The sequence below is a fragment of the Mycoavidus sp. SF9855 genome (assembly GCF_024582735.1).
In the GTDB taxonomy this organism is placed as follows: Bacteria; Pseudomonadota; Gammaproteobacteria; order Burkholderiales; family Burkholderiaceae; genus Mycoavidus.
This window is the reverse complement of sequence record NZ_CP102085.1, coordinates 1,161,163-1,180,147: the sequence shown is the minus strand read 5'-3', so window position 1 is coordinate 1,180,147 and position 18,985 is coordinate 1,161,163. Positions and strand designations below refer to the sequence as shown.

The 18,985-nt window shown below is 51.5% G+C and carries 3 protein-coding genes; 2 read left to right on the top strand and 1 reads right to left on the bottom strand.

Features of this window, described 5'->3' with window-relative positions; translation table 11 throughout:
• The first annotated feature begins 13 nt into the window (after positions 1-13).
• Together NQD60_RS04480 and NQD60_RS04475 are read left to right on the top strand one after the other, a co-directional pair.
• Positions 14-16,270 (top strand): non-ribosomal peptide synthetase, encoded by a 16,257-nt coding sequence (locus NQD60_RS04480; protein WP_257099809.1) that lies wholly within the window; start codon positions 14-16, stop codon positions 16,268-16,270.
• A gap of 278 nt (positions 16,271-16,548) precedes the next feature.
• A complete protein-coding gene (locus tag NQD60_RS04475; protein WP_257099808.1) occupies positions 16,549-17,574 on the top strand; it encodes an acyltransferase domain-containing protein in 1,026 nt (341 codons plus the stop codon).
• A 57-nt stretch (positions 17,575-17,631) separates the two neighbouring features.
• On the opposite strand, the gene fabD is transcribed toward NQD60_RS04475, so the two are convergent.
• Positions 17,632-18,822 (bottom strand): ACP S-malonyltransferase, encoded by a 1,191-nt coding sequence (gene fabD, locus NQD60_RS04470; RefSeq protein WP_257099807.1) that lies wholly within the window; start codon positions 18,820-18,822, stop codon positions 17,632-17,634.
• Positions 18,823-18,985 lie beyond the last annotated feature (163 nt).

Sequence of the window (18,985 nt, the reverse complement as noted above, 5' to 3'; positions counted from 1 at the left end):
GGAGGGGGTCAGAATGTTGGGCGTTCGTGTAACTGGTCAGTCGACTATCAATCAGCAAGCTCTGGGTAAAACTCAAGCGCAGCAAGAAGATGTGAATGAGGCTTTAAGCAAAGAGCGGACGATTCTTGATAATTCTCCAATAGACCCTAAAGAGCCAGCTTTGCAAGCCAAGTTTCAGCCCGGAAAATTTCTCCCAGAGCTGATAGCCAATCAAGCCCCTAAAATCAGAGAAATACTTAAGATAGTTACGCAGCACGAGACGTTCTGGCGTAACCGGTTACGAGCCTATCAGTCGATTCAGCTGCCATATGAAATGAGGCCAAGACAAGCTTTGGCGCAATGGACCACTAGTGCTTGGTACAGTTCGCTCTCATATGGGGAGAATGATCGGCGGTGGACCGTTCTTACTGCATTTGCTATTTATTTAGTACGTCTAACAGGACAGACTCGATTGCAGATTGGTTATCCGCTCTCCAATAAACAAACTACCGCTACCTCTTCGTCGCTACGTGCATCGATGGTCCCGATGGAACTCAACGTTGAATGGGATATGTCTTTTTCAGGTGTGCTGGAGCAAGTCAAAGGAGAACTGCAACAACTCGCCGAATACAGAGTTTTTGCGCAGGATTTGGCGAGTCATGATCCAGTGCTGCGGGAAATACCTGAGCTCCAAGTAACAAAACCATGGCGCATTGGCATATCGATAGTGGACGATGCGACGGATGAGCAAACGATTGGCGCATTTTTAACGCTCCAGATTGATGCGCGTGGGCGGTTCAGGTGGTTGTACGACAGACAGTGCTTGGATGCGAAAGTGGTTGATCGGATGAGTGCGCATTTACGGGAGGTTGTCCAGGCAGCTGAAAGCGATCATCAAAAGCCTGTGAAGCAACTTAATTTGCTGCCGAAGGCTGAAAAAGAGTTGCTGCTAAAGACATGGAACGCGACTAAGGTGCCGTATCCGGACAAGATATGCATTCATCAGCTGTTTGAAAAACGGGTGAAACGCATGCCAGATGCGATTGCGCTTGTGTATGAAGATCAAGAACTTAGTTATGCGGAACTGAATGTGCGAGCGAATCGTCTTGCGCATCGCCTGATAGAGTTGGGGGTTGGACCGGATAAGCGCGTTGCAATTTGTGTAAAGCGCAGCCCGGCGATGGTAGTGGGACTGCTGGCGATTTTAAAAGCGGGGGGCGCTTATGTGCCACTGGATCCGGCGTATCCAAGTGAGCGCCTGGCCCAGATTCTTGCCGATGCCGTGCCAACGATTCTGCTAGCTGATATGGCGGGGCGCACGGCATTAGGCAAGGCAATCTCATCCTCAATAATGGTGCTTGATCCGAATGAGCTGCCGGAGTCAGCTATCATCAATCCTAAGGTCTCTAAACTCCGTTCAGATCACCTGGCCTATATTATCTACACTTCTGGCTCTACCGGCATGCCCAAGGGCGTGATGATGGAGCATCGCGCCATCGTCAATCTCGTTGAGTCGCCAGTCGCTTGTTTTGGAGCCCACTCATCGAGTCGGATCTTGCAGGTCGCTTCGCTTAATTTTGATGTAAGTATTTGGGAAATACTCATCGCCTTAAATTGCGGTGCAAGTTTATATTTACCGCCTGATATTGTCCGCTATGATCGAAATGAGCTGTGGAGTTACTTGGCAAGGCATGCGATTACGCATGCTATCTTACCGCCAGCACTACTGCAAAATGGTGAAAACCTACCCAATCTAGGCATATCTCTTACCTTTGTTTTAACAGGTGAAGCATCCTGTGCAACGTTACTCCAAAACTTAACGCACCACGGGGTCGTTTTTAATGCTTATGGGCCGACAGAAACTCATGCGGTAACCGTTTGGCCTACTGAATTGCATCGTCTTAGTAGTGGCACAGTCTCTATTGGTCGACCCATAGCCAATACCAGACTTTATCTGTTAGATGCGCATGGTCAACCTGTACCATTGGGCGCGTTTGGTGAACTGTACATTGGTGGAGCTGGTGTTGCGCGTGGTTATTTGAACCGTTCAGAATTGACCACTGAGCGTTTCCTCCCTGATCCATTCAGTGAGCAAGAAAGTGCGCGCATGTACAAAACGGGTGACCTGGCACGTTACCTGCCTGATGGCAACCTAGAGTTTTTAGGTCGAAATGATCATCAGATCAAGATCCGTGGGTTTAGGGTGGAGCCTGGTGAAATTGAGGCGCGCTTGATCGAACATCCGCGAGTGCGCGAAGCAGCGGTACTTGCGCTAGGTGAAGGAAATAACAAGCGCCTGGTTGCTTATGTGGTAGCTGAAGCTGATGAGCAATTGGCCTCTACGCTACACACGCACCTTGCGGCTAAACTACCTGACTTTATGATACCGGCTGCCTTTGTGCGGCTAGACGCATTGCCGTTGACCTCGAATCGTAAACTGGATCGGCGCGCGTTGCCAGTACCGTCTGACGAAGCTTTTGCTCGTCAGACATATGAAGCTCCTCAAGGCGAAATCGAAAAGTTATTAGCTGCGATTTGGGCTGAGCTGCTCAATGTTAAACAAATTAGTCGCTACGACAGCTTCTTCGCACTGGGTGGACACTCGCTGCTCGCGATACAGATGATTGAGCGCTTGCATCACCATGGTCTCACCGTCTCTATACGCGCACTATTCGATGTACCCAACCTTAGCATCCTTGCTCAATCGATAGGCCAACATCGTACAGTGGCTGCCCCACCCAATCTGATTACGGTCGATACCACTACTTTGACGCCAGCGATGCTGCCGCTGATTGATCTCAGCCAAGCTGATATTGATCGGATCGTTGAGCAGATGCCAGGTGGCGTGGCGAATATTCAAGACATTTATGCGCTATCGCCTTTGCAAGACGGTATTTTGTTCCATCACTTGCTGGCAACGAAAGGGGATCCTTATCTGCTAATTGCACAGATGTCGTTTGCCAACCGAGCATTGCTTGATCGTTATCTGGATGCACTCCAACAGGTGGTGAATCGCTATGACATTCTGCGCACGGCGTTTATTTGGGAAGGGCTGTCTATGCCTGCGCAGGTGGTCTGGCGTCGCGCGCCACTGCTAATCGAAGAGCTTTCTTTAGATTCGGCTACTGGACCTATTTCCGAGCAACTCCTGCACCGCTTTAATCCTCGTCAGCATCGGATTGACCTGATACAAGCGCCATTACTGCGTTTGGCGATTGCACAAGATGACAATGGACGCTGGCTGCTTGTTAAATTAATACATCATCTAATTGGCGACCATGTAACCGTTGAATTGATGGATAGCGAAGTACAGGCTTTTATGAAAGGCCAAAGTAACACGTTGCTCCCGCCACAACCTTTCCGCAATTTGGTGGCACAGGCGCGCTTAGGAGTAAGTCAAGAGGCGTACGAGCGCTTCTTTAGGGAGATGCTCGCAGAGGTGGATGAACCTACGCTGCCCTTTGGGTTGGCTGAAGTCCATCGAGATGGCGCTCAAGTGACTGAGTCACACCGGATGCTGCCGCAGGATTTAAATGATCGTCTCCGCGCTCAGGCGAGGCGACTCGGTGTAAGCTTAGCTAGTCTATGTCATCTAGCGTGGGCGCAGGTCCTGGCACGTACCAGCGGTCAGCAGCGGGTTGTGTTTGGCACGGTACTATTGGGGCGAATGCAAGGAGGTGAAGGAGTAGACCGTGCGATGGGCCTATTCATCAATACGTTGCCATTATGCGTTAATCTGAATGACATGGGGGTAGAAGATAGCGTACGCAATACCCATACGCAACTGGCTTCGCTGCTGGAATATGAACATGCATCGTTGGCACTAGTACAGCGCTGCAGTAATGTACCCGCTGGCACCCCTCTGTTTAGTGCGTTATTGAACTACCGGCACAATACCGCGCTATTGAATGATGGCTTAACCGAGCCTGGCATTGAATTTTTAGGTGCACAAGAGCGCACCAATTATCCGTTCACCTTGTCGGTGGAGGATGATGGCCATACCTTGGGTTTAACGGCGCAGGTTGTAGAGCCGTACGATCCAGTACGGATATGCGGCTATATGCAGCAGACGCTGCAAAGCTTAGTAGAGGCACTGGAGCGCACACCAGACATGCCGATTTATCAGCTTGAGGTGTTGCCGAGAACTGAGCGAGAATTGCTACTGAATACCTGGAATGCGACCAAGCAGGATTATCCAACCCATCAGTGTGTTCACCAGTTATTTGAAGCACAGGTTGAACGTGCGCCAGAGGCGGTTGCGCTTGTTTACGAGGATCAGGTATTCAGTTATGCCGAACTCAACGTGCGAGCGAATCGTCTTGCGCATCGACTGATTGAGTTGGGTGTTGGACCGGATAAGCGTGTAGCGATCTGTGTGGAACGCAGTCCTGCAATGATGGTGGGACTGCTGGCGATTTTAAAAGCGGGCGGTGTTTATGTACCGCTTGATCCGGCCTATTCGAGTGAGCGTCTTTCCTACATCCTTACTGACGCAGCGCCGACAATGCTGCTAGCTGATGCGGCTGGGCGCACTGCATTAGGTGAAGCAACCCTATCCTCAATAACCGCACTCGATCCTAATGAGTTGCCGGCATTGGCTATTACCAATCCACATATTCCCGGACTGAGCTCAAATCGCCTGGCCTATGTGATCTACACCTCCGGCTCCACCGGTACGCCTAAAGGGGTAATGGTGGAACATCGAAGCATTGTCAATCTTGCTCGGGCACAACAGGTTTATTTTGAGATAGGTCCATCCAGTCGGGTCTTGCAATTTATCTCCTTTAGTTTCGATGCCAGCACTGGCGAAATCTTTACAGCATTAGGGAGTGGCGCAAGCTTATATTTGCCACTCGATGGTGTCCGTCGTGACCGAAATGGCTTGTGGGATTATTTTGCAAAACATGCGATCACTCATGCTGCATTCCCCCCTGCGCTGCTTCAGGGGAACGAGGATTTCCCCAATCTGAAGACCCCCCTGACGTTGATTTTGGGGGGTGAAAAGCCCAGTGCAGCATTACTTAGAGCCTTGTCCAGCCAAGGTGTTATCTTTAATGCTTACGGTCCAACAGAAGCAACAGTATGCACGACTGCGTGGCGTTGCCCATCTGATCTCAATAAAGAGGTTGTCGTCCCTATTGGGCGACCACTCGCAAACACCCAGCTCTATGTGCTCGATGCAAATGGTCTGCTGGCGCCAATGGGTGCCGTGGGTGAGTTGTACATAGGCGGAGCTGGCGTGGCGCGTGGTTATCTGAACCGTCCTGAATTAACCACTGAGCGCTTTTTGCCTGATCCGTTCAGAGAAGATGAAGATGCGCGGATGTATAAGACAGGTGATCTAGTGCGCTATTTGCCCGATGGCAATCTAGAGTTTTTAGGTCGTAACGATCATCAGATCAAGATCCGCGGATTCAGAATTGAGCCGAGCGAGATCGAGGCGTGCCTGATCGAACATCCACAGGTGCGTGAAGCAGTGGTGCTTGCGCTGGGTGAAGGAAGCGATAAGCGCCTAATTGCGTATGTGGTAGCTGAAGCTGATGAGCAACTGGCCTCTACCTTGCGCGCGAACCTTGCGACTAGGCTACCTGAATATATGCTGCCCTCTGCTTTTGTGCGCCTGGATGCGTTGCCGCTGACCCCGAATGGTAAGCTGGATCGACGTGCGTTACCCGCCCCATCTGATGAGGCCGTTGCTCGCCAGGCATATGAAGCGCCGCAGGGGAAGATCGAAACGACATTAGCGAACATCTGGGCTGAGTTGCTTAAGGTCGAACGAATCAGTCGCTATGATAGTTTCTTCGCACTGGGAGGGCATTCACTGCTCGCGGTGCAGATGATCGAACGTTTGCGTGGCTTAGGTCTTACTGTTTCCGTGCGAGTGCTATTCGATAAGCCTACGCTCAAAGCGTTGGCGCAATCGCTAGGTCAACATCAAGAAGTGGTCGTCCCCCCAAATCTGATTACGGTCGATACCACTACTTTGACGCCAGCGATGCTGCCGCTGATTGACCTCAGCCAAGCTGATATTGATCGGATCGTTGAGCAGATGCCAGGTGGCGTGGCGAATATTCAAGACATTTATGCGCTATCGCCTTTGCAAGACGGTATTTTGTTCCATCACTTGCTGGCAACGAAAGGGGATCCTTATCTGCTAATTGCACAGATGTCGTTTGCCAACCGAGCATTGCTTGATCGTTATCTGGATGCGCTTCAACAGGTGGCGAATCGCCATGACATTCTGCGCACGGCGTTTATCTGGGAAGGGCTGTCCACGCCTGCACAGGTGGTCTGGCGTCATGCGCCGCTGTCAATCGAAGAGCTTTCTTTGGATCCAGCCGCTGGACCCCTTAACGAGCAACTCCTGCACCGCTTTGATCCTAGTCAGCATCGTATTGATTTGACACAAGCGCCGTTGTTGCACTTTGCGATTGCGCAAGATGGGAATGGTCACTGGCAAATGGTTGAATTACTTCATCATCTGATCGGCGATCACTCGACGTTGGAAGTGTTACAGAGTGAGATACAGGCCTTCCTTGATGGCCAAGGTGATATGTTGGCCCCGCCACAGCCTTTTCGCAATCTCATCGCACAGGCTCGCTTAGGAGTAAGCCAAGAGGCGTACGAGCGCTTCTTTAGGGAGATGCTCGCAGAGGTGGATGAACCTACGCTGCCCTTTGGGTTGGCTGAAGTCCATCAAGATGACGCTCAAGTGACTGAGTCGCACCGGATGCTGCCACAGGATTTAAATGATCGTCTCCGCGCTCAGGCAAGGCGACTCGGCGTAAGCTTGGCCAGTCTATGCCATCTGGCGTGGGCACAGGTCCTGGCACGTACCAGCGGTCAGCAGCGGGTTGTGTTTGGCACGGTACTATTGGGGCGAATGCAAGGAGGCGAAGGAGCAGACCGTGCGATGGGCCTATTCATCAATACGTTGCCATTATGCGTTAATCTGAATGACATGGGGGTTGAAGATAGCGTACGCAATACCCATGCGCGACTGGCTTCGCTGCTGGAATATGAACACGCGTCGTTGGCATTAGCACAGCGCTGCAGTAATGTACCCGCTGGCACCCCTCTGTTTAGTGCGTTATTGAACTACCGGCACAATACCGCGCCATTAAATGATGGCTTAACCGAGCCTGGCATCGAATTTTTAGGTGCACACGAGCGCACCAATTATCCGTTCACCTTGTCGGTGGAGGATGGTGGCCATACCTTGGGTTTAACGGCGCAGGTTGTAGAGCCGTACGATCCGGTACGGATATGCGGCTATATGCAGCAGACGCTGCAAAGCTTAGTGAGGGCACTGGAGCGCACACCAGACATGCCGGTTTATCAGCTTGAGGCGTTGCCGAGAACTGAGCGAGAATTGCTACTGAATACCTGGAACGCGACCACGCAGGATTATCCGAGCCATCTGGGTGTTCACCAGTTATTTGAAGCACAGGTTGAACGTGCGCCAGAGGCGATTGCGTTTGTTTACGAGGATCAGGTGCTCAGTTATGCCGAGCTGAATGCGCAAGCGAATCGACTTGCGCATCGGTTGATTGAGTTAGGGGTTGGACCGGATAAGCGTGTAGCGATCTGTGTGGAACGCAGTCCTGCAATGATGGTGGGACTGCTGGCGATTTTAAAAGCGGGCGGTGCCTATGTACCGCTTGATCCGGCCTATCCGAGCGAGCGTCTAACCCACATCCTTATCGATGCAACGCCGATGATTCTGCTAGCTGATGTCATTGGCCGCACGGTATTGGGTGAAGCAGCCTGCGCTTCATTGACTGTGCTTGACCCGAATCAACTACCGGAATCAATCATTACTAATCCAAAGATCGCTGAATTTCATTCAGATCATATAGCTTATGTCATTTACACTTCCGGCTCCACTGGCACCCCCAAAGGGGTGATGGTGGCACATCAAAGCGTTGTTAACCTCACTCAGGCTCAACAGGCTTACTTGGTGCCTCATTCATCTAGTAGAGTTCTTCAGTTTACGTCTATCAGCTTCGATGTCAGTGTGCCAGAAATTATGGCCCTCAGTCATGGTGCCAGCTTATATCTACCCTCTGATAACATCCGGCGTGATCGAGATAGTTTGTGGAATTATGTAGAAAAATATGCGATCACTCACGCTATCTTGCCACCCGCACTGCTCCAGGATGGTAAAGGTTTACCCAGTCTAAATAGACCTCTTACACTAATCCTCACGGGTGAAGCGCCTAGCGCATTATTACTTCATAACTTGGCTCAACAAATTACCGTATTCAATGCTTACGGGCCAACAGAAATAACCGTTTGGGCTTCTATGTGGCACCGTCCGCATGATTTTAGTAGTAAAGCGGCCCCTATTGGTCGGCCGATTGCCAATACCAGATTTTATCTACTCGATGTACATGGCCAGCCGGTGCCAGTCGGCGCAGTGGGTGAGCTGTACATAGGCGGAGCTGGCGTTGCGCGTGGTTATCTTAATCGTCCTGAACTCACCGCTGAGCGCTTCCTACCCGATCCGTTTAACGAGGATAAAGGCGCTCGCATGTACAAGACGGGCGATCTAGCCCGTTACTTGCCTGATGGCAATCTAGAGTTTTTAGGTCGTAACGATCATCAGATCAAGATCCGTGGATTTAGGATTGAACCAGGTGAGGTTGAGTCGGGCTTGATTGAGCATCCGCTGGTGCGTGAAGCCGTGGTGCTTGCGCTGGGTGAGGGGAGTGATAAACGCCTCGTCGCTTATGTGGTCGCTGGAGCTGATGAGCAACTTGTTTCTACATTACGCGTGCACCTCGCAACCAAATTGCCTGACTATATGGTGCCGGCGGCCTTCGTGCGGCTGGATGCGCTGCCGCTGACCCCAAATGGTAAATTGGATCGACGTGCGTTGCCCGCCCCATCTGATGAGGCGGTTGCCCGCCAGGTATACGAAGCGCCACAGGGGAAGATCGAAACTATGCTAGCAGCTATCTGGTCTGAATTGCTTAAGGTAGAGCAGATCAGCCGTCATGATAGTTTCTTCGCACTGGGTGGCCACTCGCTGCTTGCTGTGCGTTTAATGAACCGGATTACATTGTTGGGCGTCGAGTTACCGTTGGCGGCGCTGTTCGCTTTACCCACCCTCTCAGCATTTGCAGCAGCGGTGAACGAACGTTTGACTCAAGCAAACACCATTTCCCCCACTATCGCTTCGGTGTCTCGCGATGGTGTTTTACCTCTATCATTTGCCCAGCAACGGCTATGGTTCTTGGCCCAGCTTGAGGGTATCAACGAGACCTATCATATTCCGCTAGCTATCCGCTTGCTTGGCGTTTTGGATAGAGGCGCGTGGCAGCGAGCATTGGATACGGTATTTACACGCCACGAAGCACTGCGTTCGGTATTCATGACGGTGGATGGCCAACCTCAGATTCAGCTACTACCCCCCGAGTCGGGCCTGCCGATGCGTTATCATGATTTGCGCCAATATCCAAACGCTACTGAACAAGTTGAGCACTTAAGTATTGAAGAGGCCCGTGCACCTTTCGATTTAGCCCAAGGTCCACTGATTCGCGCGGGTTTGATCCAACTCACTGACGAGGAGCATGTGTTTTTGCTCACTCAACACCATATTGTTTCAGATGGTTGGTCTTTAAACGTGCTGCAGCGAGAATTGGAAGCCCTCTATACCGCCTATCGTGCGGGAAGCGCTAGTCCGCTCCCGCCGATGGGTATTCAATACCCAGATTACACAGCTTGGCAACGACAGTGGCTTTCGGAAGATCGACTCAAAACGCAAAGCGAGTACTGGCGCACCACCTTAGCCGATGCACCGATACTGTTGAATCTTCCTACCGATCGGCCGCGTCCTGCGCAGCAATCTTTTTCTGGGGATCACGTGCCGGTTCAATTAGATGCACAAATGACAAGTGCACTTAAACGACTCAGCCAAAAACATGGTGTAACCCTGTTTATGAGTTTGCTAGCTGGCTGGGGTGCTGTCCTGTCGCGCCTTTCCGGCCAAGAGGACATTGTTATTGGCACCCCCAGCGCCAATCGCAACCATCCTGAGATTGAGCCTTTGATCGGCTTTTTCGTGAATACCTTGGCGTTGCGTCTTGATCTGTCTGGTGAACCGAATACCATTGAACTGTTTGAGCGTCTCCGACGCGGTACATTAGCAGCCCAAGCGCATCAAGACTTACCTTTTGAGCAGGTGGTAGAGATTGTTCAACCACCACGCAGGCTGGACCATACGCCGTTATTTCAAGTGATGTTCGCCTGGCAGAATAACGAAGGGAGTAAGTGGCATTTACCTGCTCTGGAAGTGACGCCAGTTGACTCGAATTACGATGCCGTCAAGTTTGATCTTGAATTGGATTTACAAGAGGTGGGTGATGAGATCATTGGTGAGTTGGGTTATGCAAAGGCCTTGTTCGATCGGCAGACAATAGAGCGGCAGGTGGGGTATCTCTATGCGATATTACGAGCGATGGTGAGCGATGCACAGCAAAGCCTTGCTCAGGTGGATATCCTGGCGCCTGCTGAACGTAAGCTCTTACTTGAAACCTGGAACGCCACGCAGCGGGAGTATTCGACTCATCAGTGCGTTCACCAGTTGTTTGAAGCACAGGTGGAACGTACGCCAGAGGCGACTGCGATCGTGTATGAAAATCAAGAGCTCAGTTATGCCGAGCTGAATGCGCGAGCGAATCGACTTGCGCATCGGCTGATTGAGTTAGGGGTTGGACCGGATAGGCGCGTCGCGATTTGTATGGAACGCAGTCCAGCGTGGATAGTGGGGCTGCTGGCGATTTTAAAAGCGGGCGGTGCCTATGTGCCACTTGATCCGGCGTATCCGAGTGAGCGTCTGACGCAGATCCTTGCGGATGCCGCGCCGACCATTCTGCTAACTGATGCCACTGGACGTAGCGTGCTAGGTGAGGCTGTGCTTGCGTTACGTACCGTGCTCGACCCGAATTCCCCACCGGCGCTGGCGGATACCAATCCGTCCGTGTCTAGTTTGACTCCCCACCACTTGGCCTATGTGGTTTATACCTCCGGTTCCACTGGTACTCCCAAAGGGGTTATGGTGGAACATCGAGGCGTTGTGAATCTCGCTCATGTGCAAATGACGAGTTTTGGCGTTGATGCTTCCAGCCGGATTTTGCAGTTTGTCTCTCCTGGTTTCGATGCGAGCACGTGGGAAATCATCATGGCCTTAGGTTGTGGGGCCTCCTTATACCTGCCACCTGCCGCGGCTCGCCTTGATCGGCATAGACTGTGGGATTACCTGGAGCGCCATGCGATTACTCACGCGACGATACCACCAGCGCTACTTCAAGACGGTAGAGATTTACCTAATCTGAGCACACCTGTGACGCTGTTCTTGATCGGTGAGGCGCTTAATGCAACATTATTGCGAGCTGTGCGCCATCACGGCCTTGTTTTTAATGGCTATGGTCCAACAGAAGCCACGATTGGTGCCACGGTATGGCCTTCCCCACCTGACTTTAACAGTGAAATCGTTCCTATCGGTAGACCGATGGCGAACATCCGCCTCTACCTATTGGATGCCCATCATCAACCTGTACCAGTAGGTGCTGCAGGAGAGTTATATATTGGTGGGGTTGCGGTGGCGCGCGGTTATTTAAACCGCCCCGAACTGACGGCTGAGCGTTTCCTACAAGATCCGTTTAGCGCAGAGGAAGATGCGCGAATGTATAAGACGGGCGATCTCGCGCGCTATTTGCCCGATGGCAATCTGGAATTTATTGGGCGTAATGATTACCAAATTAAGATGCGCGGCCTACGGATCGAGCCAGGCGAGATTGAGGCGCGCCTTGTCGAGCATTCCAAGGTGCGTGAAGCAGCGGTGCTCGCTGTGGGAGAGGGGAGTCATAAGCGCCTGGTTGCGTATGTGGTGGCTGAAACTGATGAGCAACTGGCTGCCACGTTGCATACGCACCTGGTGGACAAGCTGCCTGAGTATATGGTGCCTGCTGCCTTTGTGCGACTGGATGCATTGCCGTTGACATCAAATGGTAAGTTGGATCGACGCGCGTTGCCGACACCGGATGGCGAGGCTTTTGCTCGTCAGGCCTACGAAGCACCGCAAGGAGAAATTGAAACGGCGTTGGCTAACATCTGGTCCAAGCTACTTAAGATCGAACGAATTAGCCGTCATGATAGTTTCTTCGCGCTGGGCGGACACTCGCTACTCGCCGTACAGATGATCGAGAGTTTGCGTCGCTTAGGCCTCACCGTTTCCGTGCGAGCGCTATTCGATAAGCCCATACTCAAAGCATTGGCGCAATCGCTAGATCAGCACCAAGAAGTCATCATCCCACCGAATTTGATTACGACCAATACCATTGCTTTGACACCAGCAATGCTGCCACTCATTGATTTTAGCCAAGCTGAAATTGATCAGATTATTGAACAGACGCCTGGTGGAGTCGCGAATATTCAGGACATTTATGCATTATCGCCTTTGCAAGACGGCATTTTGTTCCATCACTTGTTGGCAACCAAAGGCGATCCTTATTTATTGATAGCACAGATGATTTTTGCGAATCGAGAATCCCTGAATCGTTATCTGCATGCAGTCCAGCAGGTCATTAATCGACATGACATTTTGCGTACAGCTTTTGTGTGGGACAAGCTGTCTGCACCTGCTCAAGTGGTTTGGCGTCATGCACCACTCTCCATTACTGAACTTTCTTTAGATACAGCCGACGGGCTGATTGCCGAGCAACTTAGCCAACGTTTTGACCCACGTCATCATCGTCTTGATCTGACACAAGCACCGTTGCTCCAATTCGTGATTGCGCAAGATGACGATGGGCGTTGGCAACTGACTCAGTTGCTGCACCATTTAATTGGCGATCATTCAACACTCGAGGAAATGCAGCGTGAAATTCAAGCTTTCCTCGAAGGGCAGGGCGACACGTTGCTCGCACCACAGACTTTCCGTAATTTAGTTGCCCAGGCTCGTTTAGGGGTAAGCCAGGAGGCACATGAGCGTTTCTTCAAAGAGATGCTGGCAGAGGTGGATGAGCCTACACTGCCTTTTGGATTATCAGAGGTCTATCGTGATGGCACCCAAGTAACCGAGTCGTATCGGACGCTTGCGCAGGATCTAAATGATCGCCTTCGCGCTCAGGCTAAGCGGTTAAATGTCAGTCTAGCCAGTTTATGTCATTTGGCTTGGGCACAGGTTCTTGCACGCACTACTGGTCAACAACGAGTGGTATTTGGCACGGTGTTGTTCGGGCGAATGCAAGCAGGGGAAGGAGCAGACCGCGCACTCGGATTATTCATCAACACATTGCCACTGCGCATCGATGTAGGCCATCGCAGTGTTCAAGAAAGCGTGCGTGACACCCAAACACGATTGGCGACCTTGCTCGAACATGAACACGCATCGCTCGCATTGGCCCAACGTTGCAGTAGGGTACCTGCTGGTACTCCGCTGTTTAGTTCGCTGCTGAATTATCGGCATCATGGAATGCAAGATGAAAGACAAATCAGCTCCAAAGCTGAATTGCTACGATCAGAGGAGCGAGATAACTATCCGATCGGGTTATCCGTAGAAGACTATGGACAAGCGTTAGGGTTAACGGCTTACATCGCACAGCCATTTGATGCAGAGCGAGTCTGTGGTTATATGCATCAGGCGCTTCAGAGCTTGGCGGAAGCATTAGAACATACGCCAGACAAGCCGGTTTATCAGTTGGAAGTATTGCCGCCCTCCGAGCAAGAATTGCTACTGGATACCTGGAATGCGACGGCAATACCCTATCCCGAGCACCAATGTCTTCATTGGCTGTTTGAGGCGCAAGTTGAACGGATTCCGCAAGCTATCGCGTTAGTGCGAGATAACCAGACTGTCAGCTATGCAGAACTCAACGCACAAGCGAATCGCCTTGCCCACTACCTGAGAGATTTAGGGGTGCAGCCCGATAGCCGCGTAGCATTACTTGCACAGTCCAGCATAGAGGCTGTAATAGCTATGTTGGCGGTGATCAAGGCAGGTGGGGCCTACGTGCCGTTAGATCCAGACTATCCGCCCGAACGTTTGGTGGATATGGTGACAGACTGTGCGCCGGTGGCTTTACTGAGTATTGGTGTGCCGCATGCCGCCGTTGTGCAATGCTTAGGCGCTGAGGTTCCGGTCTTAGACTTACAAGCTGATGCAACGCAATGGGAACGTTATAGTAGCCTCAATCCTGATCCATATAAATTTGGACTAAATGCAGAGCATTTAGCCTATGTGATTTATACCTCGGGTTCCACAGGTCGACCGAAAGGCGTGATGGTTGAGCACCGAAACGTAGTCAATGATGTGACCGCGGCAGCTAAATTATTGGACTTTAGTTCGCAGGATCGCATGCTGCAATTTGCTTCCCTCTCTTTTGATGTCTCTGTCGAAGAAATTTTTCTTACTTTGACTCGTGGTGCAACCCTTGTGTTGCGTACCGATGCTTGGGTGGCAGGAGCCACGCAATTCTGGGCTTTGTGCGAAGCTAACCAAATTAGCGTGGTTGATTTACCAACCCCATTTTGGGCGCAACTGGTTCAGGAGCAGGTAGCTATCCCGGGGTGCGTGCGTACGATTTATGCTGGTGGAGATGCCTTCAGCGCGGCAGCAGCTCATCAGGCGTGGTTTACTGGCACAGGCCATCGTCCACGCTTATTGAATGGCTATGGCCTCACCGAAACGTCGATTACTAATACGGCTCATGACGTAACCGCTGACGATAGTCACTGGCGCACGATTGGTCGTCCACTTGCCAATACACGACTATATATTTTGGATTCATTGATGCAGCCCGTTCCACTTGGGATGGTAGGAGAGTTGCATATCGGTGGGGCTGGCGTCGCGCGTGGTTATTTGCATCGTCCTGAATTGACAAAAGAGCGCTTCTTGCTTGATCCATTCAGTGATCAAGTCAACGCTCGGATGTATAAGACGGGCGATTTGGTCCGCTATCTACCCAACGGTAATCTGGAGTTCCTAGGCCGTAACGATCATCAAGTCAAGATCCGCGGCTTTCGTATTGAGCTGAGTGAAATCGAAGCGCGCCTGACTGAACATTCGCAGGTAAGTGAAGCAGTGGTACTTGCCCTGGGTGAAGGAAGTGATAAACGCCTAGTTGCATATGTGGTGGCTGAGGCTGATGAGCCGCTTGCTATTACATTACGCGCCCACCTAGCTGCTAAGCTGCCTGAATATATGATGCCCAGTGCTTTTATACGCTTAGATGCGTTGCCGCTAACACCAAATGGTAAGCTAGATCGAAGAGCATTGCCGGTGCTGTCTGACGAAGACTTTGCGCGCCAGATATACGAAGCACCACAGGGGGAGATTGAAATAGCGCTGGCAAAAATCTGGAGTGAATTGTTGGGCCTTACACCAGTTAGCCGTCACGACAACTTCTTTGCGCTTGGCGGGCACTCGCTTCTTGCTGTGAGGATGATGAGCCGCGTTAATTCGATATTAGGCATCGAGATAACATTACGTACATTATTTGAGGCTCCAACCGTAGCCGACTTGGCGCAGCGTTTAATGCAGCCAAATAGCGCTCAGGAAGATTCATTTGATGTTTTGCTTCCCATTCAGCCATCAGGCACACGACCGCCTCTTTTTTGCATCCACCCCGTTCTCGGTATCAGTTGGAGTTATATCGGCCTGTCTCAACATTTAGGTAAAGACCAACCGATCTATGGTCTACAGGCACGCGGTATGAATGGCTCGGCACCACTGCCACCAAGTATTGATGCGATGGCGGCAGATTATATCGAGCAGATTCGTCGCGTGCAGCCTGATGGGCCTTACTACCTACTCGGATGGTCCTTGGGCGGCAATATTGCGTATAGTATGGCAACTCAACTTGAGCAACAGGGTGAGAAAGTCGCACTGCTTGCTTTAATGGATAGCTATTCAGACCTCTCCCCCCTACGTGATGTAGTCGATCAGGATGATGATTTCATCGCTATTCTTAATCGCTACAGCGTTGAAGGAATGGCTGATGCAGGGAAATATTTATGGGAAAAAACTGGAGATGTCATCAGAAACAACGAGCGCATTTCAGAAGACTTTGCACCACTTATTTACCGTGGCGATATACTCTTTTTCCGTGCCACAGTAGTAGAAGATCGATTCGCCAGCTCCCCTGATCTGTGGAAGTCTTATGTGCTTGGAGATATTGAAACTCATGATATCCATTGCGAACATAAATACATGGATCAGTCGGAGCCGATGGCCAAAATTGGCCGAGTGTTGGCTAATAGGTTGGAGAAATTACAAAAAGGTTAGTCGCCATGGCTGGATGTATGCTAAGGGTAGGGCTACCTCATGATAAAACTGTGAGGTAAGTTTAGGATGTAAGTCTTTCTATGAGGACTACCTGTCTGAACTCAAGGAAAGCTTGCTCAAACGGGGGCGTTCATATAGACGCTATGAATGAAGAAGAAATGCGTCGGAAGGACCCAAATGGAAGATGACCAAGACAAAAATTTACGCAAGAATTTAGATAGGCCTTCTGTCGGAACCACAATCGACCGGCGTGTTTTGTTGGCACCCTGGAGTCGATCATGACGGCACCGATGTCGATCGCCAACGATCTCATGGCAGCACCGCTCAAGACCGGCGGCGCGAACTGTAAGATTTTCATGTATGGCGGGCAGGGAACTCAGTACTTCCAGATGGGGCGGCAGCTGTACGACGAAAACCCTGTCTTCCGTCGGCAGTTGGACGCATGCAGCGCAATCGTCGAGCCGGAACTCGGCCAATCGCTTGCGCAGATCCTCTACGACGACCGTCGCCAAAGCCACGAGCCATTCAATGCAATTCTTCACACGCACCCGGCCTTATTCAGTATCGGCTATAGTCTGACGGCGGTGATGCGCGCCGCAGGCATTGAACCGGGGGCGGTGCTAGGCTACAGCCTTGGTGAGTACATCGGACTGACGGTGGCTGGAGGCCTCTCATGGCAGGACGGATTACGTCTAGTCATGCGGCAGGCGCAAATCTTCGCCAACGATTGCCTGCCAGGCGGCATGATGAGTGTGCTGGCGCCGTTTGCTCACTTCGACGAGTATCCGGACATCTATCAGGGCGTTGAACTGGCGGGTGTCAACTTTGCCAAAAACTTCTGCGTGGCCGGTCCTAGAACTGCGCTGATGCGCGTGAAAACCCACTTGACTGAAATCGGCGTCCTGTCGCAGGACCTGCCGGTCCAGTACCCATTTCATTCGAGCTATATCGAGTCCATGAGGGACCAGATCATGGCAACCGCCGATGGCGTAGCTATGCGTCCCCCTCGCCTGCCGTGTTACTCGCCCGCCTATGGCCGCATGATCGAAGCGAGCGATCTGATCAATCCAGGTGAATATATCTGGAACATCGTCCGGCAGAAGGTGGATTTTTATGCGCTGATGCGGACGCTGGCGTCGGCTGCATCAGCCAACTTCTTCGTGGACCTGAGCGCGACCGGTTCCCTGGCCAATTTCATTAAGTACATGTCGCTCGATACCAAGCGTTATCGCCACGCGATCAATCAGTTTGGCAAGGACGTGGCTAGCCTCTCCACGTTGTTGCAGGAATTAGCGGTACCGTAAGGACGTGGATACATTTAGAATTGAGCAGCGGCGTGTACCATCGCTGCTCATGCTTTTTTAGCTTGCTTCGACGGGCTGGACACTATTCAACTCGAAATATCCGTTATAGCCTTCCAGATAGATCGCGGCCCGGTGGCCAAACAGCATCATGGCCTTGGTTTTCGTGGCCACAGGACCTTCATGGGAAGCGACCTTGACTTTGCTGCCAATTGGATAGCTGCGGTTCCATTCATTGATTTTTTGTTGCAGTGCGATAAGCTCCTGCTCACGGTCACCGCGCGCTGCCGCCTGCTGTTGCATAGCGGCAGCGGGAGTCGGAGTCGCCTGCAGTTGCACAGCAGAAGTCGGAATCGCTTGCTGTTGCATAGCCGGAGGTGAGGCCGGCGCAGGATGTGCACTGGCTAGAGGATGCTTTTTGATGTCGGCAAGTAGCTTGGTCAAGACCTGTCCTACGCCGAGTTCTTCGAAGTCGGCCTCTCCCTCGGCCAGTAGGTATTGAATACTCTTTACCCATTGGACCGGCTGTGTAATCTGGGCCGCTAAGTTAGCCGCAATGCGATCAGCTTGGTAAGGGCTGGCATCGACGTTTGCAATGACTGGGATTGAAAGCGCCGAGAAAGTAAACTCCTGCAGGTAAGCTTCGAACTCCTTCTTAGCGGCTTCCATATAGCGGGAGTGAAAGGCACCGCTGGTGTTCAGTGGTGTGTAACGAACGCCGTCAGTTTCAAAGAATGAGGCCGCGCGGATGATATCTTCTTTCAAGCCAGAGAGGATGGTTTGCGTGGGCGAATTCAGATTGGCGATATCAATCGCCGTGAGGCCATTGGCTTGCAGAATTTCTTGAATCGCCGTTTGGGTTAATCCAATAACCGCAGCCATGGCGCCTTTGGGGGCCGCACTCATCAATTCTCCGCGTTTTTTGACCAGTTTTAGGCCGTCTTCAAAACTGATCGCGCCGGAGGCTTCTAGCGCATTGTATTCACCGAGACTGTGGCCCACCAGATAGTTGGCAGTAGTACCTGTCTCTTTGCTGCGTTGTCGATAAGCAAGGGCATTCACGACATACAAAGCTGGCTGTGTATAACGAGTGTCGTTAAGCTGCTTACGTGAATCTTTGACGCATAAATCCCGAATTGAGTAACCGAGAATCTTGCTGGCGGTGGCGGTGAGTTCTGGGAACAGACTAAATAGCGTGTCGCCCATTCCCTTTGTTTGGGAACCCTGGCCTGGAAACATATAGACGCTCATGACAATCCTCCAAATAAAACTTCTTACAGACTGTTAAAAAACTACTATAAAAACAAGACATGATGCGGGACCGGGTGGTGCTCGGAACTTCGCCATATTACCTCAGATGCAGACCCGAAGAAAACTCACCGCCGCTGGTTCAATTCTAGAAAAGCTGCGTAGA